We start from the raw sequence: 25044 nt of genomic DNA, 5'->3' as shown, positions 1-25044 counted from the left end.
GACCGTTGGCATCAGACCTGTGCCACGCTCACGTCTGCGCGACTGCGCCACCGGGGGGTGGGTAGGTCTCTCTTCCGTCCTGCTCCCACGGCCAGGAGGTCACCTTGCCCGCAGCCGCGCAGCTTCCGCTCCCCGCCCTCTCCAAACAGGCCCCCGGTCCGGCCGGCCCGGAGCCGCTGACCAGCCGACCGCCCCTCCAGCCCACCGCCGTCCACCGCGCCGGGACCACTCCCGCGTTCGACGCACCCCTCGCCGCCTGCGCCGCACCGCTCACCAGCGAGCCGCCGCTCGCCGACGCCACCCCCCTGACGAGCGAGCCGCCGCTCGCCGTCGTCGCTCCGCTCACCAGCGAACCGACCGCCCCCGGTGTCGCGGGGGCCATGGAGTCTCCAGGAGTCTGAATGGGCCTCTCCCGGCTCGCCGCCCTGCACGGCGTCGCCACGTCCTACTCCCCGTCCGCGGGTGTCACGGTGTCCGTCCCCGACGACACGGTCACCGCCGTGCTTGCCGCGCTGGGCGTGGACGCCTCCACCCCGGAGGGCGTACGGAGGTCGCTCGCCGCCGCCGAATCGGGGGCGGGCTCCCGTCTGCTCCCGCCGACCGCGGTGGTCTGGGCGGGCGAGCCGCTGCCGCCCGCCCTCGCCGCTCTGCCGATCGGGACGACCCTGACGGTCGTCCCGGAGGCCGAACCGGGCGCCGCCAGGCCCGAGCCGATCCGCCTGCGCGTCACCGGCGCGCAGGCGGACGTCCCGGACACGCCCCCGCCGTCCGCCGTCCCCGTCTGGTGGCCCGACCTGCCCTTCGGCGTGCACCGGGTGACCGCGCGCACCCTCGACCACCGCCAGGGCACCGCCACGCTCGTCGTCGCGCCGGCCCGCGCCCCGCAGCCCGCCGCCCGGGTCCAGGGCTTCCTGGTCCAGCTCTACTCCCTGCTCTCCGGGCGCTCCTGGGGCATGGGCGACCTCGGCGACCTGGCCGACCTCGCCTCCTGGGCCGGACGCACCCTCGGCGCCGGGTTCGTCCAGATCAACCCGCTGCACGCGGCCGTTCCCGGCCGGCCCACGGACCCGTCCCCGTACCGCCCCTCCTCGCGGCTCTTCCCCGACCCCGTCCACCTGCACGTCGAGTCCATCCCCGAGTACGGCCAGGTACGCGCGCGGGCGGTGCTGGACGACCTCCGCCAGGACGCCGCCGCGCTCTGCGAGGCCGTGCTCAACAAGGGCGCGCTGATCGACCGGGACGCCGTCTGGGAGCTGAAGCGGCAAGCGCTGGAGCTCATCCAGCAGGTGCCGCTGACCCCCGGCCGCCGGGCCGCCTACTGCGACTTCCTCTCCGCCCGGGGACAGGCCCTGGAGGACCACGCGCTCTGGTGCGCGCTCGCCGAGGTGCACGGCCCCGACTGGCACGCCTGGCCCGAGCCGCTGCGCGACCCCCGCTCCCGGGAGACCGCCCGCGCCCGCACCGGGCTCCTCGAACGGGTCGACTTCCACAGCCGGCTCGCCTGGCTGACCGACACCCAGCTGGCAGAGGCCCAGCGGGCCGCCGAGGACGCCGGGATGGAGGTCGGCGTCATCCACGACCTCGCGGTCGGTGTGCACCCGGCGGGCGCCGACACCTGGGCCGGCCAGGACGACTACGCCCTCGGCATGTCCGTCGGCGCGCCCCCGGACGCCTTCAACGCCCGCGGCCAGGACTGGGGCCTGCCGCCCTGGCGGCCCGACGCCCTCGCGGCCTCCGGCTACGCCCCCTTCCGGCGCCTGCTGCGCGGCCTGCTCGCGCACGCCGGGGCGCTCCGCGTCGACCACGTCATGGGCCTCTTCCGGCTCTGGTGGGTCCCCGAGGGCAAGCAGCCCACCGAGGGCACCTACGTCGCCCAGGACGGCGAGGCGATGCTCGCCGTCCTCGTCCTGGAGGCCCACCGCGCCGGGGCCGTCGTCCTCGGCGAGGACCTCGGCACGGTCGAGCCCGGCGTGCGCGAGGCGCTCGCCCGGCGCGGAGTCCTCGGCACGTCCGTCCTCTGGTTCGAACGCGACTGGGAGGGCACCGGACGCCCGCTGGCCCCCGAGCACTGGCGCCGGGAGTGCATGGCCACCGCCACCACCCACGACCTGCCGTCCACCGCCGCCCGGCTCTCCGGCGACCACGTCCGGCTGCGCCACGAACTCGGCCTGCTCACCCGCACGCTGGAGGAGGAGCTCGCCGAGGACGCGGCCGACACCGCCGAATGGCTCGGCCTGCTGGCCCGGCTGCGGCTGCTGCCCGAGGGGGAGGGCGACGAGGAGGCGGCCGTACGCGCGGTGCACCGCTTCCTGCTGCGCACGCCCGCCCTGATGACGGGCATCTGGCTCCCGGACACCGTGGGCGACCGGCGCCCGCAGAACCTCCCCGGGACCTGGGACCAGTACCCCAACTGGCGCCTGCCGATCGCCGACGGGGAGGGCCGTCCGCTGACGCTGGAACAGATCACCGGCTCGCCGCGACTGCACCGGCTGATGGACGGACCGATCCGCCGGACCCCACGTACGGCACCCCCGGGCGCGCGCCGTCCGTAGGCGTTCGCTACGTTTGCACCGTGGACAAGAAGAACGCTATGCGCGCCGGCGCCGTTGCGGCCGGTACGACGCTGATGATGCTGCTCATGTCGTCCCCCGCTCTCGCGGTCACCCGCGACGACGGCGACGACCCGGGTTCCGGCCTGTCGGTCATCGAGACCATCAGCCTGTACGTCCTGGCGCCCCTGGCGCTGTTCGCGGTGATCGCGGGCCTGGTCATCGTGCTCGACAAGTCCAAGAAGAAGGCGTAACAGCCCCACACGCTCCGCCGTGTGCGCCGCCGGTACGAGCTACCGCGCGGCGCACACGCATGTCCGGACGCGGCCGCCGACGGGCCCCACGCACGAAGGCGCCCTCCCCGGCGTGTACCGGGGAGGGCGCCTTCTCGTGTCCGGCCGCCGTTACGCGGTCGCGGCGGCGGCGTCCGCGGCGCGGGCGCGCAGCGCGCGCTCGACGCCCGAGCGGGACTCCGACACCAGCCGGCGCAGCGCCGCGTTCGGCTCGGCCGAGGCCAGCCAGGCGTCCGTCGCGTCCAGCGTCTCCTGGGAGACCTGGATCGCCGGGTAGAGGCCGACCGCGATCTGCTGGGCCATCTCGTGGCTGCGGGTCTCCCAGACCTTCTTGACCGTCGCGAAGTACTTCTCCGCGTACGGCGCCAGCAGCTCACGCTGCTCGGTCTGGACGAAACCGCCGATGACCGCCTCCTGGAGAGCGTTCGGCAGCTGGTCGGAGTCGACGACCAGCGCCCAGGCCTCGGCCTTGGCCTCCTCGGAGGGACGCGCGGCGCGGGCCTCGGCCGCGTGCCGCTCGCCCGCCGCGGTCCGGTCGCGCTCGTACTCGGCGGCGATCTCCTCCTCGTCGAGCAGACCGGTCGCGGCGAGCCGCTGCACGAACGCCCAGCGCAGCTCGGTGTCGACGGCCAGGCCCTCGACCGACTTGGTGCCGTCCAGCAGCCCCTGGAGCAGGTCCAGCTGCTGCGGGGTGCGGGCCGTCACCGCGAAGGCGCGGGCCCACGCCAGCTGGTGGTCGCTGCCGGCCTCGGCCGCGTTCAGGTGCGCCAGGGTGGCGTCCGTCCACCGCGTCAGCAGCGCCTCGCGGGTCTCGGGCGCCGCGTACTGGTCGATGGCCAGCTTCAGCTGACGGTGCAGCGACTGCACCACGCCGATGTCCGACTCCTTGCCGATGCCGGCCAGCACCAGCGCCAGGTAGTCACGGGTCGCCAGCTCGCCGTCGCGGGTCATGTCCCAGGCCGAGGCCCAGCACAGCGCGCGCGGCAGCGACTCGGCGAAGTCGCCCAGGTGCTCGGTGACGAACCGCAGCGACTCCTCGTCGAGCCGGACCTTCGCGTAACTGAGGTCGTCGTCGTTGAGCAGGACCACGTCCGGGCGCCTGGTGCCCTCCGACAGCGGCACCTCGGTGCGCTCGCCGTCCACGTCCAGCTCGATCCGCTCGCGGCGCACCAGCTTGCCGTCGACGCCGAGGTCGTAGAAGCCGATCGCGATGCGGTGCGGGCGCAGTGTCGGCTCGCCCTTGGCTCCGGCCGGGAGCGCCGGGGCCTCCTGGAGGACGGCGAAGGAGGTGATGCGGCCCTCGGCGTCCGTCTCCAGCGACGGGCGCAGGATGTTGATACCGGCGGTTTCCAGCCAGGACGTCGACCAGGCCTTCAGGTCGCGGCCGGAGGTCTCCTCCAGTGCGCCCAGCAGGTCGGACAGCCGGGTGTTGCCGAAGGCGTGCGCCTTGAAGTACGCCTGCACGCCCGCGAAGAACTCGTCCTGGCCGACATACGCCACGAGCTGCTTGAGGACCGAGGCGCCCTTGGCGTACGTGATCCCGTCGAAGTTGACGAGGACGTCGTCGAGGTCGTTGATCTCCGCCATGATCGGGTGGGTGGACGGCAGCTGGTCCTGCCGGTACGCCCAGGTCTTCATGGAGTTGGCGAACGTGGTCCACGAGTGCGGCCAGCGCGAGCCCTCGGCGTCGGCCTGGCAGGCGATCGAGGTGAAGGTGGCGAACGACTCGTTCAGCCAGAGGTCGTTCCACCACTCCATGGTGACCAGGTCGCCGAACCACATGTGGGCCAGCTCGTGGAGGATGGTCTCGGCCCGCACCTCGTACGCGGCGTCGGTGACCTTGGAGCGGAAGACGTACTGGTCGCGGATGGTGACCGCGCCCGCGTTCTCCATCGCGCCCGCGTTGAACTCCGGTACGAAGAGCTGGTCGTACTTGGCGAACGGGTACGCGTAGTCGAACTTCTCCTGGAACCAGTCGAAGCCCTGCCGGGTGACCTCGAAGATGTCGTCCGCGTCGAGGTGCTCGGCGAGCGAGGGGCGGCAGTAGATGCCGAGCGGCACCGTCCTGCCGTCGCGCTCGTAGCTGCTGTGCACCGAGTGGTACGGGCCGGCGATCAGCGCGGTGATGTACGTCGAGATGCGGGGCGTCGGCGCGAACGACCAGACGTCGTCCACCGGCTCCGGCGTCGGGGAGTTCGAGATCACGGTCCATCCCGCCGGGGCCGTGACGGTGAAGGTGAACGTGGCCTTCAGGTCGGGCTGCTCGAAGCTGGCGAACACCCGCCGGGCGTCCGGCACCTCGAACTGGGTGTAGAGGTAGGCCTGTTCGTCGACCGGGTCGACGAAGCGGTGCAGCCCCTCACCGGTGTTGGTGTACGCGCAGTCGGCGACGACCTTCAGCTCGTTCGCGCCCTCGCGCAGGCGGGGCAGCGCGATCCGCGAGTCGCGGAAGACCGCGGCGACGTCCAGGGAGGTTCCGTTGAGGACGACGTCGTGCACCGCGGGGGCGACGAGGTCGATGAAGGTCTCCGCACCGGCCTCCGCGGACTCGAAGCGCACCGTGGTGACGGACCGGAAGGACCCGCCCTCCTGCGCTCCGGAGAGGTCGAGCTCGACCTCGTAGGCGTCCACGGTCAGCAGCCGTGCCCGCTCCTGCGCCTCTTCGCGGGTCAGATTCGTGCCAGGCACCCGGTCATCTCCTTCTATGGTGACGTTTCGGGTCATCCTTCCACGCCGGGGACCTGCGGTGTCGGGCAGTCGGGCGGGCGGACGCGCGAGGGGGCGGCCACCGGTCGCCGGTGGCCGCCCCCAGGACGCGTACGGGTCGCCCCGCCGGGTCAGCCGTTCAGCTCGGCCGCCACCAGTTCCGCGATCTGCACCGCGTTCAGAGCCGCGCCCTTGCGGAGGTTGTCGTTGGAGACGAAGAGCGCCAGACCGTGCTCCACCGTCTCGTCGACCCGGATGCGACCCACGTAACTGGGGTCCTTGCCGGCCGCCTGGAGCGGGGTCGGGATCTCGGAGAGCTCGACGCCCTCGGCGTCCCTCAGCAGGTCGTAGGCGCGCTCGACGCTGATCGGGCGGGCGAAGCGGGCGTTGATCTGGAGCGAGTGGCCGGAGAAGACCGGTACGCGCACGCAGGTGCCGGAGACCTTGAGCTCCGGGATGCCGAGGATCTTGCGGGACTCGTTGCGGAGCTTCTGCTCCTCGTCCGTCTCGTACGAGCCGTCGTCCACGATCGAGCCGGCCAGCGGCACCACGTTGAAGGCGATCGGGCGCTTGTAGACGCCGGGCTCCGGGAAGTCCACCGCCCCGCCGTCGTGCGTCAGCTTGTCCGCGTCGGCGACGACCTTGGACGCCTGGCCGTGCAGCTCGGAGACACCGGCGACACCGGAGCCGGAGACCGCCTGGTACGTGGCGACCGTGAGGGTCTCCAGGCCCGCCTCGTCGTGCAGGGGGCGCAGCACGGGCATGGCGGCCATCGTGGTGCAGTTCGGGTTGGCGATGATGCCCTTGGGGCGCTCCAGCGCGGCCTTCGGGTTGACCTCGGAGACGACCAGCGGGACCTCGGGGTCCATGCGCCAGGCGGAGGAGTTGTCGATCACGACGGCGCCCTGCGAGGCGACCTTCTCGGCCAGTGCCCGGGAGGTGGCGCCGCCGGCGGAGAAGATGACGATCTGCAGGCCCGTGTAGTCGGCCGTGGAGGCGTCCTCGACCGTGACCGCGGTGCCCTTCCAGTCGATGGTGGAGCCCGCCGAGCGTGCGGAGGCGAACAGCCGCAGCTGCGTGACCGGGAACTCCCGCTCGGCCAGGATCTTGCGCAGGACTGTGCCGACCTGACCGGTGGCGCCGACGATTCCGACCTTCACGGAAGACTCCTCTGTACGTGTGTGCGGCCCTGGGGGCTGTCCCGTCGTCCCTGGTGGGGCGGGCGGGGTGCGGCCCTTTGCCGCCCCATGATGCGTATGTCCCTGCCCACCTTGTCCAATCCATTGTCCGGCCTGCGGACGGGTGGGGCCCGGGCCGCAGGTTCTGCCGTCGCGCGGGCCCGGGGGGCGAACATCTTCGGCGGGACCCGTACGGGCGCACAGCGGGGCTCTCCCGCCCGTACGGTGCCGCGCGGGGGATCGGGAGCGGACGCACGGCGGGGCGGGAGCCCGTGAGAGCGCCCGCCCCGCCGGTCCACCCGGCCGGTCGCGAGGACCGGCCGGGCGGAGGTGCTACTCGGTGACCTTGCCGATCACCACGCTGCCCGTGCCCGCGGCGGTGCCGTGGGCGTTCACGAGCTGGACCTCGCCGAAGAACTGCCGGCCCTCGGGGGCCGCACCGGCGACGGTGACCTCGGCGCCGACCTGGGCGGACGCTCCGGCCGCCAGGTTCACCGGCGTCGACTCGTCGACCTTGATCGTGCCGAGCGCCGCGGAGTAGAACACGTCGCGGTAGTCGTACGCGGTGGTGCCGGACGGAACGTCGTACCCGTCCACCAGGACCGTGTAGGTACCGGCGGGCGGGGAGGCGATGCTCACCGACTCCTCGGAACCCGCGGTGGTCGAGGCGCCGACCTGCGTGTCACCGAGGAAGACGTACAGGTCGATGTCCGCGTTGGCGTCCGAGGTGGAGCCGATGGCGACGTCGAGCTTCTCGGCACCCGCGGGGACGGTGACCTCGAACTGCTGCGCCTGACCCGTCGAGATCGACGGGCGCTCCACCGCGGCCGAACCGAGCGACCCGCCCCGGAGGCGGCCGGTCAGTGCGGCGGCCTCGTTGGTCACGGTCCAGTTCACCGCGGTCGGGGTGCCGATCTTCGCCTCGGCGATGGTCTGCACCGCCGGGTCGAAGGTGGCGCCGAGCAGCGCGACGTCGATCTTGAACGGGTTGTCCAGGAGCGGCGACGTACGACGGGCCTCGACCTCGATCTCCCAGACGCCGGGCTGCGGGTCCTGGTAGGAACGCGCGTCCGGACGGCAGGTGTTGGTCGGGCTCTCGTAGTTCGGGTAGCAGAAGATCGTGGAGCTGTCCTCGATCGCCACTCCGTACGGGTGGATCGAGATGAACCGCGTCTGGCTGCCCGAACGCAGGGCGCTGAGCGCGACCTCCAGCGTCTTGGCGCCCTCCGGCACGTTCAGGAAGTACGACGTGGTGCTGTTGCGCTGCACCGAGCCGGACGCCGCGAACGCGTTCGTCGGGGCCTTGATGTCGGTGGCGACGACGACGGTGGTCAGGATCTGCTGGTCCACGCCCACGGTCTTGCCGTCGTTCACCTCCAGGATGGCGCTGTGCGCGCCGACCGAGCGCGGCTGTGCCTGGACCTTCACGGTCACCGGCGTGCCGAGCGGCAGACGGACGGTGCTCGGGCCGACCAGTTTGAAGGTGCCGTCGTCGTTCTTCCACGACAGCTTGTGCGCGACGTCGCGGTCGGCGCCGGTCGTACGGGTGATGACCACGTCGTACGTCTTCTTCTGGCCGGTCTTCAGGCCGCCCTCACGGTCGTAGAGGCCGGTGCCGAAGCCCGGGTCCTTGAGCGCGAAGTCGATCGAGGTGTCGACCGGGGCCTTGACCGTGTACTCGTTGGCCGTGGCGCCCTTCTTGATGAGCTTCCACGCGTCCAGGATGTTGATCAGACCGGAACCCTGCGCGAGCGCGGGGACGTTCTTGATCTGGGTCGCCGAGCTGGTCAGCGCGGTGCGCAGATCGGCCGGGGCCAGGTCGATGTGCTTCTGCTTCGCGGCGGAGAGCAGCAGCGCGGTGGCGCCGGCGGCCTGCGGGGAGGCCATCGACGTGCCCTGGAGCATCGAGTAGCCGGCCGGCAGGGTGTAGCCCGCCTCCTTGACCGGAACACCGGGCAGCCAGGTCGGCGTGGTGTTGATGGCCGCGCCGGGGGCGGAGATGATCGGCGCGAAGCCGCCGTCCTCACGCGGACCGCGCGAGGAGAAGGGCAGCATGTCGTACTTCTTGGTGACGAGGGAGCCGTAGTTGGCCGCCCACGTGTCCTTGGAGATCGACGCGCCCACCGAGATGACGTGGTCGGCGAGACCGGGGTCACCGATGGTGTTGACGCCCGGGCCGTCGTTGCCGGCCGAGATGACCAGCTGGACGCCGTAGATGTCGATGAGCTGCTTGTACAGCTCGGCGCGGGCGTTGTTGCCGTCGTTGAGCGGCGGCAGGCCGCCGATCGACATGTTGACGACGTCGACACCGCGGTTCACGACGAGGTCGATCATGCCCTCGGTGAGCGCGATGTTGGTGCAGCCGCCGGTCCAGGTGCAGGCACGCGAGGAGACGATCTTCGCGCCGGGGGCCGCGCCGTTCATCGCGCCGCCGAACAGGCCGTTGGCCGCGGTGATGCCCGCGACGTGCGTACCGTGCTCGCCCTCGATGACGCCGATGCTGACGTAGTCCGAGGTGGCGCCCGCCGCGTTGTAGACGACGTTCTTGCGCGTCTCGACGACGAACGGGATGCGCTCGGCGACGTCGGTGCGCGGGTCGTCCGTGCCGAAGTAGGCGACCTGGAACCTGTCCTTGTACGGCTTGAGGGCCGTGTCGTCGGAGAAGTCCCCGTTGTTGTTCAGGTCCACCCGGGTCGTGCCCGCGACCGGGTCGTACAGCACGCCCCAGCTGTCGGTGTTGTCACCGTCGCGGTTGAGGTCGCCCGCCATCTCGCCGCCGTTGGTGGCGGACTCGCGGAACAGGCTGAACTTGTACGAGCCGGCCGGCGCCTTGTAGGTGGCGCCGCCGACGGTGAAGGAGGGGCCGGAGACCGACTGCGTCATCCGCAGCCAGGTGCCGTCCGCGTCGCTGACCGGGTCGGTCGCGGTCACCCAGTCGACGATCTTGCGCTCGCCGGTGGTGGTCTTCTGGAGCGCGGGGTGGGCGAGGTCCACACCGGAGTCCAGGATGCCGATGGTGATGCCCCGGCCGTCCGCCTTCGGGTTCTGCTTCACGAAGTCGACGGCGCCCGTCTCGAAGGACGGGTTGTACGGGTTCTTCGCGGGCGTCTTCTTCGACGGCGCCGCGTAGGTGGTGGACGTCGTGGCCTTCTTGGCGCCCTGGGCGCGGTCGGCCTGCGGCGTCGGGTCGTCCAGCTCGATCTCCTGCTGGAGGTCGATGCCGAGCACCGACGACAGCTTCGAGGCGGACGCGATGGTGGCCTTCGCCGTCTTCGTCGGCACGGTCGCCCGGACGTAACCGAGCTTGTCGTACGTGATGCCGGGTACGGCGCCGCTGACGGCGTCGAGCTGGCTCTTGACCTGCTCGGTCGCGCCGGGCTTCGTGGCGACCATCAGCGTGACCGACTTCTCGCCCTGGGCCTGGGCCTGCGCGAGGACTTCGGCGTCGGACTTGCCGAGCTTGTCACCCGAATCGCTCGTGGCGGAGGGCTTGACGGGGGTCGCGGCCGGGTCGTCCGCGGCGAAGACCGGCGCGGTGCCGGCGGTGGCGAGCGCTGCCACCAGACCCGCCGCGGCGGCCACCCGGGCCACGCGTCTTGCCGCCGATATGGAGCCGGGGGAATCGTTGGTCATCAGCATCCCTGTGAATCGGAAAGAAAGAGTCCGGAATTCGATACCGGATGACCGCTCACCCTTTCGTACCCGACAGGGTTTTGTGGAGAGTTGACGGAGGCGCGTAGACGACATGGCGTAGATCCGCCACCGTTGCCCCTGCGTCACCGGGGAGAAAAGGTGGCAGATCATGCCCTCGTCGACGACCGCGGGCCCTTCCCGCCCGGAGCCCCCCGCTCCGCTCAGCGCGGCAACGCCACCACGTACGCTGCGGGTTCCCGGTCCCGCGCCGCGCACAGCGCCGTCCTTACCACGCCCGCCTGGCGCTCCGCCGCCTCGCGCAGCCCCTCCGCCGGGAGCCGCACCACCGTCACCCCGAGCCGCTCCAGATGCTCCCGCCGCACCGCGCGCGCGGCCGGGCCCGGCCCGCGTTCCGCCCGGCCCCGCGACCCGCGCGGGGCGGGCCACGGGGTGGACGGGGCGGCGGCCGCGTACCGGGGCGCACGCGCGGTGTCCAGCTCGACCGCCACCGCCTCCTCGGGCCAGTAGGCGTCCACGCTGCCCAGGTGCGGGCCGCCGGGCAGCCGCAGGTCCACGTTCCACAGCGGCTCGGGCAGCCCGTACGCCCGCACCATCGCGTACAGCCGCCCCTCGGCGAGGCTCCGGCCCTCCGCGAGCAGCTGCTCCACCGCACGGGTCACCGCCGGCCGGCCCAGTAGCTTCGCCGCGCTCAACTCCGCGACCAGCGAGGCCGGTTCGCAGTGGCCGTCGCGGGCCGCCTCGGCCAGGAGCAGGCGTACCGCGGCCGGGGAGTCGAGCCCGGCCACCACGTCGGCCACCGCCCGCTCCGCGGTCACCACCGGAAACCCGTCGACCACCAGCGGCGTGGGCGGGAGGGCCGCACGGACCACCCGTACGAAGCCCACCGCCCGCAACCGCCGGGTACGCGGCACCAGTACGTCGATCCTGGCCAGCGCCGGTACGGGCGGCGCGGCGGCGAAGCCGTGCAGCGCCAGCGCCGCCACCCCGGTGACCACCGCGCCCTCGGCGACCACCGCGCCCTCGGTGACCACCGCGCCCTCGGCGACCACCGCGCCGGCGTCGGCGGAGGTCCCTTCGGCGGCCCCGGAGGTGTTCTCCCCGCCGCGCCGCCCGCCCGCAGGCCGGCCCGCGTACAGCAGCGCCGCGCGCAGCCGCTCCCGCCCGCCCGCCGGTCCCGGGTGCAGCAGGTAGACGCCCGGCAGCAGTTGCTGCCAGGGCCCCCGGGGCGTGCAGCGTCCGGAGACCTGCGCGGCGGTCAGGCCGCGGCGCCGCAGCTGCGCGCCGGTGACCACCCGGAGTTCCGCGCCGGGTGTGCGGGGGAGGGCGCGGGGGGAGGACAGGGAGGTGTCGTGGTTCATGCAGAGGGGCATTCCGCCGACGGCCCGCCCGCTAACCCCTGTTACAGGCCCGTCGACATACCAGGACAGCGCGGGTCCCCTGCGTGCGGGCGGATGATCGAAATGGCCTGCCGTGCGGGGGTTGCGCGGGCGCGTGCGGCAGGCGGGGAGCACGGGCGTCCCCGCGCGCCGGGGGCGCACACGACCGTGCGGGCCGCCCCCTCGGGTTGAGGGGACGGCCCGCACGGGGGAGCGGCCGGGGTCAGGCCGCCGCGTCGCACTCCTGACCGCGCAGCGCGCGCGCCAGGTCGTCACGGGCCTCCAGCACCAGGCGGCGCAGCGCCGGAGCGGCGTCCTCGTGCCCCTTCAGCCAGGCGTCGGCCGCCTCCAGCGTCGCCGGGTCGTCCTGGAGCCCCGGGAACAGCCCCGAGACCACGTCCATCCCGATCTGGATCGAGCGCTCCTTCCACACCCGCTCGATGGCCGCGAAGTACTGCGCGGCGTACGGCGCGAGGAGTTCGCGCTGCGAGGGCCGGACGAAACCGGCGATGGTCGCCTCGACCAGCGCGTTGGAGAGCCGGTCGGACTCCACGACCGCCGCCCAGGCCTGGTCCTTGACCGCCGCAGAGGGGCGCGCGGCCAGGCAGCGCACCTGGTGGCGCTTGCCCGACGCCGTGTCGTCGCGGGCCAGTTCGGCACTGATCGCCGACTCGTCGGCCACCCCGTGCGCGGCCAGTGGGAAGAGGAACGCCCAGCGCAGCTCCTGGTCGACGTCGAGGCCCTCGATCACCGCGGAGCCGTCGAGCAGCTCGCCCAGCAGCCGCAGATCCTCGTCCGAGGAGGCCGAGGAGGCGAAGAACCGGGCCCAGGCCAGCTGGTCCTGGCCGCCCGGCACGGCGAGCCGCAGCTCGCGCAGCGCACCCTCGGCGAGGAGCTTGCCGCCCTCTTCGCGCCAGGCCGGGGCCGCGTAGTGGGTGAGCGCGGAGTGGGCCCAGTTGTGGAGCATCTGGAGCACGCCGATGTCCGACTCGCGGCCCGCGAAGGCCAGCACGAGGGCGATGAAGTCGCGGGCCGGCATCAGCCCGTCGCGGGTCATGTTCCACAGCGCCGACCAGCAGAGCGCGCGGGCCAGCGGGTCGGTGACCGCGCCGAGGTGGTCGCGCAGGGTGGCGAGCGACGCTTCGTCGAAGCGGACCTTGCAGTACGTCAGGTCGTCGTCGTTGACGAGGACCAGCTCGGGCTTCTCGGCCCCGGCCAGCTCGGCGACGACCGTGCGCGCCCCGGCCACGTCGGTCTCGGCGCGGGCGTACCGCGTCAGCGCGCCGCTCCCGTCCTTCCGGTACAGGCCCACCGCGATCCGGTGCGGGCGCAGCTCCGGGTGGGAGGCGGCGGCCTCCTGGACCACGGCGAGCTCGGCGATCCGCCCCTCGGAGTCGTACGACAGGACCGGGGTGAGGCTGTTGACGCCGGCCGTCTGGAGCCAGGCGCGGGACCAGGCCGTCATGTCGCGGCCGGAGGTCTCGGCGAGCACCGAGAGGAGGTCGCCGAGGCGGGTGTTGCCGTAGGCGTGCCGCTTGAAGTAGCGCCGGGCGCCTTCGAGGAACGCGTCCCGCCCGACGTACGCCACGAGCTGCTTGAGGACCGAGGCGCCCTTGGCGTACGTGATGCCGTCGAAGTTCAGCTTGGCGTCCTCCAGGTCACGGATGTCGGCCGTGACCGGGTGGGTGGAGGGCAGCTGGTCGGCCCGGTAGGCCCACGCCTTGCGGTTGTTGGCGAAGGTGATCCAGCCGTTGGTGAAGCGGGTGGCCTCCACCATCGAGAAGGAGCCCATGAAGTCCGCGAAGGACTCCTTCAGCCACAGGTCGTCCCACCAGCTCATGGTGACGAGGTCGCCGAACCACATGTGCGCCATCTCGTGCAGGATGACGTTGGCCCGGCGCTCGTAGGACGCGGTGGTGACCTTGCCGCGGTAGATGTACTCCTCGCGGAAGGTGACCAGGCCCGGGTTCTCCATCGCGCCGAGGTTGTACTCCGGCACGAACGCCTGGTCGTACTTCCCGAACGGGTACGGGTAGTCGAAGTGGTCGTGGAAGAAGTCCAGGCCCTGCTTGGTGATGAGGAAGACGTCGTCCGCGTCGAAGTGGCGGGCGAGTCCCTTGCGGCACATCGCGCCGAGCGGGATCTCCAGGGTGCTGCCGTCCGCGAAGGTACGGGAGTAGTGGTCGGTCACGTAGTGGTACGGACCGGCGACCACGGCGGTGATGTACGTCGAGATCGGCTCGGTCTCGGCGAACCGCCACACCCCGCCCTCGTGGGACTCCTCGGCGCCGTTGCTCCACACCCGCCAGCCCTCGGGGGCCGCCACCTCGAAGCGGTAGGGGGCCTTGAGGTCGGGCTGCTCGAAGTTGGTGAACACCCGGCGGGCGTCGGCAGGCTCGTACTGCGTGTAGAGGTAGACCTCGCCGTCCTCCGGGTCGACGAACCGGTGCATCCCCTCGCCGGTCCGGCTGTACGCGCAACGCGCGTCGACCACCAGGACGTTCTCGCCCTCGGCCAGGCCGTCCAGCGCCACCCGGGTGCCGTCGAAGACGACCGCGGGGTCGAGCGCGGTGCCGTTCAGGGTCACCGCGTCCACGGCGGGGGCGATCAGGTCGGCGAAGGTGGAGGCACCGGCGCGCGCCGAACTGAAGCGGATGGTCGTCACGGAGCGGAAGGTGCGGGGGGCCTCGGCCGCCCCGTCGCCTCCGGCGCTTTCGGCCGGGGACGGCTCGCCGACGGCGGACCGCAGGTCGAGCGCGATCTCGTATCCGTCGACGGTCAGCAGTTCCGCCCGCTCGTGGGCTTCTTCGCGGGACAGGTTCTCACCGGGCACCGGCACTCCTTCGTGACTCGATATCGAATGGTTTGATCCTCGCATGCCGCTCTCCGGGTGTTCCCGGGGGAATCTACGGACGGTCCCGGGCGTTGTCCGGCGCGGAGACCGACGCTGCCAAGGAGAGACATGCCCGACACCACCACCGCACCCGGCAAGATCCCCGCGGACTTCTGGTTCGACCCGCTCTGCCCGTGGGCGTGGATGACCTCCCGCTGGATGCTGGAGGTCGAGAAGGTACGCGACGTCGAGGTCCGCTGGCACGTGATGAGCCTGGCCGTCCTCAACGAGGACAAGCTGGACCAGCTGCCCGACGAGTACCGCGACCTGCTGGAGAAGAAGGCGTGGGGCCCGGTCCGCGTCGTCGTCGCCGCCCAGCAGCTGCACGGCGACGAGGTCGTCGCCGGCCTCTACACCGCGCTCGGCACCCGCTTCCACAACAACGGCGAGGGCCCGACCCGCGAAGCGGTCCTCGGCGCGCTCGCCGACGTGGACCTCCCCGCCTCGCTCGCCGACTTCATGGACGACGACACCTACGACACCGAGCTGCGCGCCTCACACCAGGAGGGCATCGACAAGGTCGGTCAGGAGGTCGGCACCCCGGTCATCGCCGTGCCCGGTGCGGACGGCGAGCAGGTCGCCTTCTTCGGTCCGGTCGTGACCCCCGCTCCCAAGGGCGAGGACGCGGCGAAGCTCTGGGACGGCACGCTGCTGGTGGCGTCCATCCCCGGCTTCTACGAGATCAAGAGGACCCGCACCCAGGGCCCGATCTTCGACTGATCCGGTCGGCGACGGACGGGTGCGCGACCGGTTCCGCCGGGCCCGCACCCGTCCGTCGGCGGGCCGGCCCGCACGCACCGGGTGGGGTGCCGGGCAGCCCTCTCCGCGCGCGCCCGGCACCCCGCCCCGGATTCGTTCGCACACCCGCAACACACGAACCCTTGTCCCCCCGGTGGAGTGGCCGCATGATCGGCCCCATGCCCGCCGACAGACCCCCGCAGCCCGCGCCCGCCCTGCCCCGCCGGGTGCGTGTCGGCTACGGCCTCGGTTCCCTCGCCACCGGCGCCTTCTCCACCGTGCCGGGCCTCGTCCTGCTCTACTACCTCACCGACGTGCTGGCCGTGCCCGCCGCCGTCGCCGGGGCCGCGGTCTTCCTCCCGAAGGCCTGGGACGTCCTCGTCAACCCGCTGGTCGGCGTGGTCTCCGACCGCAGCCGGCTGCGCGGCGGCCCCCGCCGCCCCTTCCTGCTGATCGGCGCCTGCACCCTTCCGCCGCTCTTCGCGCTGATCTTCGCCGCTCCGACGCTGCGCGGAGGAGCCGCCGCCGGATACGTCGCCGCGCTCTTCCTGCTCGCCGCGACCGCGTACGCCGTCTTCCAGGTGCCGTACGTGACGATGCCCGCCGAGATGACCGAGGACCCCGCAGAGCGCGGCCGGGTCCTGGCCTGGCGGGTCGCGTTCCTCGGCGTCGCCATCCTGCTCTCCGGCGCGCTGGCCCCCGCGATCGCGCACGCCGACGGCGACACCCCCGCGAGCTACCGGACGATGGGCGTGGTCGTCGCCGTGCTCCTCGCGGCCGGCATGTTCGGCGCCTGGTTCACCACCCGGTGGGCCCCCACCGTCGCCCGCGGCGAGGCCGAGCCCTCGCTGCGCGCGCAGTTCGCCGCCGCCCGCACCAACCGGTCCTTCCTCCACCTCGCCGGGATGTGGACCCTCCAGGCGCTGGCGATCGGCGTGATGCTCGCGGGCGTCCAGTACTTCGCCACCTACACCCTCGGTTCGGCGTCCGCGGTGACCCCGCTCTTCGCCTGCATGATCGGCCCGCTGGTGCTCTTCATGCCGCTGTGGAACCGGCTCGCCCGCCGCAAGGGCGCCCGGTACGCGCAGTGGTGCGCCTCGCTGCTGTACATCGCCGGGGCCGTCGCCCTCTCCTTCACCGGGGCCGCCGGTCCGGTGCTCGGCTACCTCGCGGTGGCGGCGGTCGGCATCGCGTACGCCGGTCTCCAGCTGCTGCCGCTCACGCTGCTGGCCGACACCCTGGCCGCCGACGCGGTCCGCACCGGCAAGCGCAGGACCGCCACCTTCACCGGACTGTGGACGGCCGCCGAGACCCTCGCCTTCGCCCTGGGCGCCGGGGTGTTCGCGCTGGTCCTCGCGGTGACCGGGTTCCGTTCCTCGGACGCCGACCACGAGGTCGCCCAGCCGGACGCCGCCCTCACCGGCATCACCGCCGGGATGAGCCTGCTGCCCGCCGTCCTCGCCGCCGCGAGTCTCTGGCTGCTGCACCGCTACCGCGAGGAAGCCGAGCCCTCTTCCGTACCTCCCGCACCTCCCGCACCTCCCGCACCTCCCGCACTGACGAAGGACCTGACCCGTGCCGACTGACCCCACGACAGAACCCGCCCCCGGGCGGCCCGCCGCCGAGGTGCTGGCCGAACTGCGGGCCCTGCGCGGCGCCGACGCCCCCACCCGGGGCGGGCGCACCTTCGCCTACGTCTACGACGCCGGTCTCGACGGACTCGACGAGCTGACCGCCGAGGCGTACACCGCCTTCGCCACCGTCAACGGGCTCGACCCCACCGTCTTCCCCAGTGTCGCCCGGCTGGAGAACGACCTGGTCCGCGCCGCCGTCGGCCTCCTCGGCGTGCCCGGCGCCCAGGGCACCTTCACCAGCGGCGGCACCGAGTCCATCCTGCTCGCCGTGAAGACCGCCCGCGACCACGCCCGTACCGTACGCGGGGTGACGGACCCTCAGCTGGTGCTGCCGTCCACCGCGCACGCGGCCTTCTACAAGGCCGCCCACTACCTGGGCGTGGAACCGGTCGTCGTCCCGGTCGATCCGGACACCTTCCGGGCCGACGCCGCGGCGATGGCGGCGGCCCTCACCGACCGCACCGTCCTGGTGGTCGCCTCCACCCCCTCGTACGCCCACGGGGTGATCGACCCGGTCACCGAGATCGCCGCCGCCGCCTCCGCGCGCGGGGTGCTCTGCCACGTCGACGCCTGCATCGGCGGCTGGCTGCTGCCCCATCTGCGGCGCGCCGGACGGGACATCCCGCCGTTCGACCTGTCGGTGCCCGGCGTCACCTCGCTCTCCGTCGACCTCCACAAGTACGGGTACGCCGACAAGGGCGCCTCCGTGGTCCTCTACCGGGACGCGGAACTCCGCCGCCACCAGTACTTCGCGCACGCCGGGTGGCCCGGCTACCCGGTCGTCAACCCCACCGTGCAGGGCACCAAGTCCGGCGGACTGCTCGCCCAGGCGTGGGCGGCGCTCCAGCACGTCGGAGAGGACGGGTACACCGCGCTCGCCGGCCGGGTCGCCGAGGCGTCCGACCGGCTGCTGGCCGGGCTGCGCGCCCTGCCCGGCCTCCGGGTCCTCGGCGAACCCGCCGCCGGGCTGGTGGCGTTCACCGTGCTCGGGCCGGACGGGGCGCCCGCGGGTGAAGGGGCGCCCGACCTGAGCCTGCTGCTCCACCTCGCCGACGAGATGCGCGAGCTCGGCTGGTACCTCCAGCCCCAGCTCTCCTTCGACGGCCTCCCGCCCAACCTGCACCTGACGCTCACCCCGGCCACGGTCGGCCAGGTCGACGCCCTCCTCGCCGACCTGGCGAAGGCCCTGGTCGCAGCCCGCGCGCTGGAGCCGGTCGCGGTCGACCCCGCCCTCGCCGCGCTCGCCGCCGGGCTGGACCCGGACACGCTGGGGCCGGAGGAGGTGGCGGGCGTGCTCGCCTTCGCCGGACTGGACGGGGACGCCGGACTCCCCGGCCGGATGGCCCCGGTGCTGGTGCTGCTGGACGCCCTGCCGGGGCGGCTGAAGGAACGACTGCTCGCGGAGTTCATCGGCGCGGTGTTCCGGGTCTGAGACCCCCGAACGGACAGGGGAGAGCCCCCGCGGACCATGTCTCCGCAGGGGCTCTCCGTCCATCCGCCTGCCGGGTGAAGGGTGAGAAGACGATCACGAGGCAGGACGATCCGCAGGCCGGGACGTCAGGGGGCGAGCAGCAGGACGTTCTCGCGCGCCTTGGCGGCGGCGTACCGCTTCGCCACGTCCTGCCAGTTGACGACCCGCCACATCGCCTCGATGAAGTCGACCTTCTGGTTCTTGTACTGGAGGTAGAAGGCGTGCTCCCAGGCGTCGAAGACGAGGATCGGGACGGAGCCCTGGCCGACGTTGCCCTGGTGGTCGTAGACCTGCTCGACGATCAGCCGGCCGCTCAGCGGCTCGTACGCGAGCACCCCCCAGCCCGAACCCTGCGTGGTGGCGGCGGCCTTCGTCAGCTGGGACCTGAACCCGGCGAAGGAGCCGAAGGAGGCGGTGATCGCGTCCGCGAGGTCGCCGACGCCGTCCGCCGCGAGCGGCTCGCCACCGCCGTCGCCGGTCATGTTGTGCCAGTAGATCGAGTGCAGGATGTGGCCGGAGAGGTGGAACGCGAGGTTCTTCTGGAGGCCGTTGACCGCTCCCCAGGCCTCCTTGTCCCGTGCCTCCTCCAGCTGCTCCAGGGTGTCGTTCGCGCCCTTCACGTACGCCGCGTGGTGCTTGTCGTGGTGGAGCTCGATGATCTGCGGGTCGATGACCGGTTCCAGCGCCGCGTAGTCGTACGGGAGTTCCGGGAGCGTGTACGTGGCCATGGGTGAACCCTTCAGATGCTCAGCAGTTGTTATTGCAACCTATGTGCAAGTGCAGGCTAACAGGAAGAAGGTCGTCCGGGGCGGAGGGGGGCCGATGGACGAAGAAGAGCGGCGGCCGGGATTCCCGGCCGCCGCTCTTCTCCGTTTCGATGTGGGGGTCCGTCAGCGCACCGCCGCACTCCGTCGCTGCCGCACCAGCCCCACCGCGATCAGCACCACCGTCAGCGCACCGGTGGCCAGCAACTGGTCACGCGTGTCGGGCTGGCGGAGCATCAGGACGAAGATCCCGGCCATCGCCAGCAGCGCGAGGACCGTCGCCACCGGGAAGAGCCACATCCGCACCACCAGCGTCTGGGGCGCCTCGCGCTCGGTGCGGCCGCGCAGGACCAGCTGGGAGAGGGCGATGAAGATCCACACCACCAGGATCACCGCGCCGATCATGTTGAGCAGCCACGGGAAGACGTCGTCCGGCCGCCAGTAGCTCAGCAGTACGCAGAGGAAACCGAAGACCGAGGAGGCCAGCACCGCGTTGCGCGGCACCCCCGACGAGATCCGGCCGAGCACCTTCGGGCCCTGGCCGCGCGCCACCAGCGAACCCGCCATCCGGGAGGCGCCGTAGATGTTGGCGTTCATCGCGGAGAGCAGCGCCACCAGGATGACCACGTCCATGATCCGGCCCGCCGCCGGGATGCCCAGGTGGTCGAGGGTGGCGACGTACGGGCCCTTCTCCACGACCTTCGGGTCGTCCCACGGCACCAGCACCACGATGACCGCCATCGACCCGACGTAGAAGAGCGCGATCCGCCACATCGCCGTACGGACCGCCTTCGCGACCCCGCGCACCGGGTTCTCCGACTCCGCCGCCGCGATGGTGACCGTCTCCAGCCCGCCGTACGCGAAGACCGAGGCCAGCAGCCCGATGATGAACCCGTTCGCGCCGTGCGGCAGGAACCCGCCGTCGCCCGTGAGGTTGGCGGAGCCGGGGGCGTCCACGTCGGGCAGCACGCCGGTGATCGCCAGTACGCCGAGGACCAGGAAGAGCGAGATGGCGCCGACCTTCAGCGCGGCGAACCAGAACTCGAACTCGCCGAAGTTCCGTACCGCGGCGAGGTTTGTGCCCAGGAACGCGGCCATGAAGAGCGCCACCCACATCCACTGCGGAGTGCCCGGCAGCCAGCCCGTCACGATGTCCGCCGCGCCGATGCCCTCCAGCCCCACCGCGACCGAGAGCAGCACCCAGAACGACCAGCCCGCGGTGAACCCGGCCCACGGCCCGAGCGCCCGTTCGGCGTGCACCGAGAAGGAGCCGGACGCCGGGTGGGCTGCCGACATCTCGCCGAGCATCCGCATCACGAGCATGACCAGCAGCCCGGAGACCGCGTAGGCGACGACGATCGAGGGGCCCGCCGAGGCGATGCCCGCGCCCGAGCCGACGAAGAGCCCGGCGCCGATGACCCCGCCGAGCGCGATCATCGAGAGATGGCGTTGCCGGAGGCCGTTGCCGAGCGAGGAGCCGTCGGCGCCGGTGGTGGCCGGGGCGGGGGACCCGGAGGGCGCCGGCGGACCGGCGGTGGGGGAGGGCGTGGGGGTGCGGGGCATGGACGGGCTCAGTTCGGTCGGCGGATCCGAGGGGGTGGGACCGCGAGGGTGTTCGAGCCGCTGACCTGGAAGATCCTGGCTGAGGATTCCTGGCTGGGGGGCGGCCCGGGGGACGTCTCCATCTGAACGGATGTACCGCCTACCGGGCAGATGTGTCCGCGATACGGTCACCGGGTCCGCACACCACGTACATCCGGACCGTCCCCGCCCGCCCCCGCCGGCCGTCGCGAAACCGCGTCGATCACGGTGCCCGGATCAGCGGCCCGCGTCCCGCCGCGTCCTGACCTCGCGGACCCACGAGACGAGGAGCACCAGCGCCGTCGCGCCCGCCGACCAGAGCACCTGCCCGCGCGCGGAGTCGTCGGTGAGCATCAGGACCAGTACCGCGAAGAGCGCCACCAGCGTCAGCCAGGTCAGATACGGGAAGCACCACATCCGCAGCACCGGCCCCCGCTCCGGGCCCCGCGCGGCGGCCTCCCGGTCGATGCGCGGCCGCAGCCGCAGCTGCGAGAGGGCGATCAGCGCCCAGACGAACAGCAGCACCGCCCCCACCGAGTTGAGCAGGTACAGGAAGACCGTGTCCGGCCACTCCAGATTGAGGAGTACGGAGACGAATCCGAAGGCCACCGAGGCGAGTACCGCCCGGCGCGGCACCCCACCGCCGCGCTCCGTCCTCCCCGACACCTTGAGCAGCCCGCGCGGCGCCTCGCCCCGCTCGGCCAGCGAGAAGATCATCCGCGAGGAGCCGTAGAGGTTCGCGTTGAGCGCGGAGAGCAGCGCCACGAAGATCACGACGTTCATGATCTGCCCGGCCGACGGAACCCCGATCGCGTCCAGCACCTTCACGTACGGGCTCAGCCCCGCCTGCTGCGCTGTCCACGGCAGCACCGTCACGATCACCAGCATCGAGCCGACGTAGAAGAAGAGGATGCGCACCACCGCGCTGCGCACCGCCCGCCCCACCGCGCGCGCCGGATCGTCCGTCTCGGCGGCGGCGATGGTGAGGACCTCCAGCCCGCCGAAGGCGAAGACCACCGTCAGCACTCCGGAGACCACCCCGTCCCAGCCGTTCGGCAGGAACCCGCCCCGGCCCGTGAGGTTGGTCAGGCCCACCGGGCCGGTGTCCGGCAGGAGCCCGAAGACGGCGAGCGTGCCCAGCACCAGGAACGCCACGATCGCGCAGACCTTCAGCGCGGCGAACCAGAACTCGAACTCGCCGAAGTTCTTCACCGCGGTGAGATTGGCCGTGGTGAAGACCACCATGAAGAGCAGCACCCACGCCCACGGTTCGACCGCCGGCACCCAGCCGTGCGCGATCTGCCCGGCCGCCGTCGCCTCCACGGCCAGCACCACCACCAGCAGGAACCAGTAGAGCCAGCCCACGCTGAACCCGGCCCAGCGCCCCAGCGCGCGCTCCGCGTGCACGGAGAAGGAGCCCGACGCGGGCATCGCCGCCGACATCTCACCGAGCATCCGCATCACCAGCATCGCCAGGGCGCCCGCGATCAGGTACGACACGATGATGGCCGGTCCCGCGACCGCGATCCCGGCGCCCGAACCGACGAACAGCCCCGCCCCGATCACCCCGCCGAGGCCGAGCATCGTCAGGTGCCGCTGCTTGAGCCCGTGGGAGAGCGGTTCGGCGGGGGCGGAGGGTGGTGCGTCGCGCATGGGGGTGGAGCCGCTCTGAGTCGATTTAGTGGGGAACCTACAGCGTCTCACGGAGCGAGACGCCCTCGGGAAAGCCGTCTGCGCTGCACGTGCCGGAGTGATCAGGCTCACGCCGAGGCGTGCTTGCCTCCGCGCCTTTGTGTGAACCTCACCAAGTGACGGGTAGCGCCTTTGTGGGCGACACACGGTGATCAGCGGTGGGCCCGTCGGCTAACGTCAGCCGCAGGCCCGCCTTTTCGGCCCCAGGCCGCCCTTCCGTCCGTTCGCCCCACCCTCACCCGCGGAGTCCCGATGAGCACTGCTGCCGCCCCCGTCCGTACCGGAGTGGTCCTCGCCGACCTGCTGCCCGCGGTCCGCAACCGCGCCGCCGTCGACGCCGCCCTCGTCATGGGCGGCGCCGCCCTCACCGGTCTCGCCGCGCAGATATCGGTCCCGATTCCCGGCTCCCCGGTCCCCGTCACCGGCCAGACCTTCGCCGCGCTCCTCATCGGCAGCGCGCTCGGCGCCCGCCGGGGCTTCCTCTCGATGGCCCTGTACGCGGTCGTCGGCATGGCGGGCGTGCCGTGGTTCTCCGGCGGCACCTCCGGCGCGGGCGGCGCCAGCTTCGGCTACATCCTCGGCATGCTGCTCGCCGCGACCGTCGTCGGCGCCCTCGCCCGCCGGGGCGGCGACCGTTCCGTGCTGCGTACCGCGGGCACCATGGTGGTCGGCTCCGCCGTCACCTACGCCGTGGGCGTCCCGTACCTCGCCCTCTCCACCGGCATGTCGGCGAGCGCCGCCATCGCGGCCGGCCTGACGCCCTTCCTCATCGGCGACGCCGTGAAGGCCCTGCTGGCGATGGGCGCGCTGCCCGCCTCCTGGAAGTTCCTCGGCCGCCGCGGCTGAGCTTGTCCGTACGACCCCGAAAGGCCCGCCGGAACGCGTCCGGTGGGCCTTTCGCGCTGTCCGGGTTCGGCCGTCAGTCCCTCGCCGCCACCCGGCGCCCGCGCCGCTCGCGTACCAGTGACACCGCGACCACGACCGCCGCGACCAGCAGCGACAGCAGCACCTGCTCGCGGCCCGCGTCGTCGGTGAGCATGTAGACGAGGACGAACGAGATCATCGCGATCGTCGCCCAGGTCAGGTACGGGAAGAGCCACATCCGCACCACCGGCTTCTCCGGAGATTCGCGCTCGATCATGGGGCGCATCCGCAGCTGGGTGAAGCAGATGACCAGCCAGACGAAGAGCGCCACCGCGCCCGAGGAGTTCAGCAGGAACGCGAAGACGGTGTCCGGCCACTGGTAGTTGAAGAAGACCGCCACGAAGCCGAAGACGACCGAGGAGAGGATCGCCGCCTGCGGGACGCCCCGCTTGTTCACCCGGGTGAACGCCCGGGGAGCGTCGCCCCGGCCGCCGAGCGAGTACGCCATCCGGGAGGCCGTGTACAAGCCGGAGTTGAGGCAGGACAGCACGGCCGTCAGCACGACGACGTCCATCACCTGCCCGGCGTGCGGGATGCCGATGGAGTCGAGCGCGGCGACGTAACTGCCCTTCTCCACGATCGACGGGTCGTTCCACGGCAGCAGCGTCAGCACCACGAGGATCGAGCCCAGGTAGAAGACGGCGATCCGCCAGATGACGCTGTTGGTCGCCTTCGACACCGCGCGCCGGGGGTCCGAGGACTCGCCCGCTGCCAGCGTGACGATCTCGCTGCCCATGAAGGAGAAGACCACCATCAGCACCCCGGTCAGGATCGCCCCCGGCCCCTTCGGCAGGAAGCCGCCGCTGTCGGTGAGATGGGCGAACCCGGAACCGGCGTTGTCCGAACCGGGCAGCACCCCGAAGACCGCGAGCAGTCCGACGATCACGAAGGCGCCGATGGCGACGACCTTGATCCCGGCGAACCAGAACTCGAATTCGCCGTACGAGCCCACCGAGATCAGGTTGGTGGCGGTCAGCACCACCATCACGATCAGCGCCCATCCCCACTGCGGTACGGCAGGCACCCAGCTCTCCAGGATCGCGGCGCCCGCCGTGGCCTCCACGGCGAGCACGACGACCCAGAAGAACCAGTACAGCCAGCCGATGGAGAAGCCCGCCCAGCGCCCGAGCGCCTGGTCGGCGTAGGCGGAGAAGCTGCCCGAGCTGGGCCGGGCGGCGGCCATCTCGCCGAGCATCCGCATCACCAGCACGACCATGGTGCCGACCAGGGCGTACGAGACGAGGATCGCGGGTCCCGCGGCGGCGATGCCCGCGCCGGAGCCCACGAAGAGGCCCGCGCCGATCACCCCGCCGATGGCGATCATCGACAGGTGCCGGTTCTTCAGCCCGGCCCGCAGTTCGCCGCCTGAGCCGCCTGAGCCGCCTGAGCCGCCTGAGCCGCCTGAGCCGCCTGGGCCCTTGGGACCACCGGGCTTCCCGGAGCCGTCCGGCGTTCCCGCCCCGCCGGGATCGCCGCCCGGTTCCGTCACTGCCGTTTCCGACGTCATGGATGGAGTCCTCACGTAACGGCCTTCGTACGGTCCGCGCACGGCCTTCCGTACGGCCTGGTCCGGGCGGACCGCGACGAGCCG

General features: G+C 72.3%; 16 protein-coding genes. 7 read left to right on the top strand and 9 right to left on the bottom strand.

The window, feature by feature from the left end; translation table 11 throughout:
• Positions 1-104 precede the first annotated feature (104 nt).
• Genes OHA55_RS08560 through OHA55_RS08550 form a run of 3 tightly spaced genes read left to right on the top strand, consistent with a single transcriptional unit; the run spans position 105 to position 2803 of the window.
• A complete protein-coding gene (locus OHA55_RS08560; RefSeq protein WP_266704359.1) occupies positions 105-401 on the top strand; it encodes a hypothetical protein in 297 nt (98 codons plus the stop codon).
• Positions 402-2552 carry a 4-alpha-glucanotransferase gene (gene malQ / locus OHA55_RS08555; protein ID WP_266704357.1) on the top strand — a complete coding sequence of 717 codons (2151 nt, stop codon included), beginning with the start codon at positions 402-404 and terminating at the stop codon, positions 2550-2552.
• A gap of 20 nt (positions 2553-2572) precedes the next feature.
• Positions 2573-2803 (top strand): hypothetical protein, encoded by a 231-nt coding sequence (locus OHA55_RS08550; RefSeq protein WP_266704355.1) that lies wholly within the window; start codon positions 2573-2575, stop codon positions 2801-2803.
• A gap of 150 nt (positions 2804-2953) precedes the next feature.
• On the opposite strand, the gene pepN (OHA55_RS08545) is transcribed toward OHA55_RS08550, so the two are convergent.
• The 5 genes from pepN (OHA55_RS08545) to pepN (OHA55_RS08525) all read right to left on the bottom strand — a co-directional run bounded on the left by pepN (OHA55_RS08545) (position 2954) and on the right by pepN (OHA55_RS08525) (position 14589).
• Positions 2954-5530 carry an aminopeptidase N gene (gene pepN, locus OHA55_RS08545; RefSeq protein ID WP_266704353.1) on the bottom strand — a complete coding sequence of 859 codons (2577 nt, stop codon included), beginning with the start codon at positions 5528-5530 and terminating at the stop codon, positions 2954-2956.
• 149 nt (positions 5531-5679) lie between these two features.
• A complete protein-coding gene (locus tag OHA55_RS08540; protein ID WP_266704351.1) occupies positions 5680-6708 on the bottom strand; it encodes an aspartate-semialdehyde dehydrogenase in 1029 nt (342 codons plus the stop codon).
• Positions 6709-7059: 351 nt separating this feature from the next.
• Positions 7060-10365: a S8 family serine peptidase gene (locus tag OHA55_RS08535; protein ID WP_266704349.1), complete on the bottom strand. Its 3306-nt coding sequence runs from the start codon at positions 10363-10365 to the stop codon at positions 7060-7062.
• 215 nt (positions 10366-10580) lie between these two features.
• Positions 10581-11738: a hypothetical protein gene (locus OHA55_RS08530; protein ID WP_266704347.1), complete on the bottom strand. Its 1158-nt coding sequence runs from the start codon at positions 11736-11738 to the stop codon at positions 10581-10583.
• Positions 11739-11979: 241 nt separating this feature from the next.
• On the bottom strand, positions 11980-14589 hold the full coding sequence (gene pepN, locus OHA55_RS08525; RefSeq protein WP_266704345.1) for an aminopeptidase N: 2610 nt from the start codon (positions 14587-14589) through the stop codon (positions 11980-11982).
• 129 nt (positions 14590-14718) lie between these two features.
• On the opposite strand from pepN (OHA55_RS08525), the gene OHA55_RS08520 reads away from it, so the two are divergent.
• The 3 genes from OHA55_RS08520 (at position 14719) to OHA55_RS08510 (ending at position 18453) form a co-directional block, all read left to right on the top strand.
• Complete coding sequence (locus OHA55_RS08520) at positions 14719-15369, top strand: DsbA family protein (protein WP_266704343.1); 651 nt, start codon at positions 14719-14721, stop codon at positions 15367-15369.
• A 197-nt stretch (positions 15370-15566) separates the two neighbouring features.
• Positions 15567-16973: an MFS transporter gene (locus OHA55_RS08515; protein ID WP_266704341.1), complete on the top strand. Its 1407-nt coding sequence runs from the start codon at positions 15567-15569 to the stop codon at positions 16971-16973.
• A complete protein-coding gene (locus tag OHA55_RS08510; protein WP_266704339.1) occupies positions 16963-18453 on the top strand; it encodes an aminotransferase class V-fold PLP-dependent enzyme in 1491 nt (496 codons plus the stop codon). The genes OHA55_RS08515 and OHA55_RS08510 overlap by 11 nt, the downstream gene beginning before the upstream one ends.
• 125 nt (positions 18454-18578) lie before the next feature.
• On the opposite strand, the gene OHA55_RS08505 is transcribed toward OHA55_RS08510, so the two are convergent.
• The 3 genes from OHA55_RS08505 to OHA55_RS08495 all read right to left on the bottom strand — a co-directional run bounded on the left by OHA55_RS08505 (position 18579) and on the right by OHA55_RS08495 (position 22490).
• Entirely contained in the window at positions 18579-19220 is a 642-nt protein-coding gene (locus OHA55_RS08505; protein ID WP_266704337.1) for a superoxide dismutase, read from the bottom strand.
• A gap of 162 nt (positions 19221-19382) precedes the next feature.
• Complete coding sequence (locus OHA55_RS08500) at positions 19383-20819, bottom strand: amino acid permease (RefSeq protein WP_266704335.1); 1437 nt, start codon at positions 20817-20819, stop codon at positions 19383-19385.
• A 255-nt stretch (positions 20820-21074) separates the two neighbouring features.
• The gene (locus OHA55_RS08495) at positions 21075-22490 is read right to left on the bottom strand and encodes an amino acid permease (RefSeq protein WP_266704333.1); all 1416 of its coding nucleotides are present in this window, start codon (positions 22488-22490) and stop codon (positions 21075-21077) included.
• A gap of 291 nt (positions 22491-22781) precedes the next feature.
• Between OHA55_RS08495 and OHA55_RS08490 the strand changes: the two genes are divergently transcribed.
• The gene (locus OHA55_RS08490; protein ID WP_266704331.1) at positions 22782-23375 is read left to right on the top strand and encodes a biotin transporter BioY; all 594 of its coding nucleotides are present in this window, start codon (positions 22782-22784) and stop codon (positions 23373-23375) included.
• 73 nt (positions 23376-23448) lie between these two features.
• Here the strand turns inward: OHA55_RS08490 and OHA55_RS08485 are convergent, their stop codons facing one another.
• Complete coding sequence (locus OHA55_RS08485) at positions 23449-24960, bottom strand: amino acid permease (RefSeq protein ID WP_266704329.1); 1512 nt, start codon at positions 24958-24960, stop codon at positions 23449-23451.
• Positions 24961-25044 lie beyond the last annotated feature (84 nt).

Origin of the sequence: Streptomyces sp. NBC_00102 (assembly GCF_026343115.1) — a bacterium.
Classification (GTDB): Bacteria; Actinomycetota; Actinomycetes; order Streptomycetales; family Streptomycetaceae; genus Streptomyces.
The sequence above is the reverse complement of the archived record's forward strand: the minus strand, read 5'-3'. Positions and strand labels throughout refer to the sequence as shown.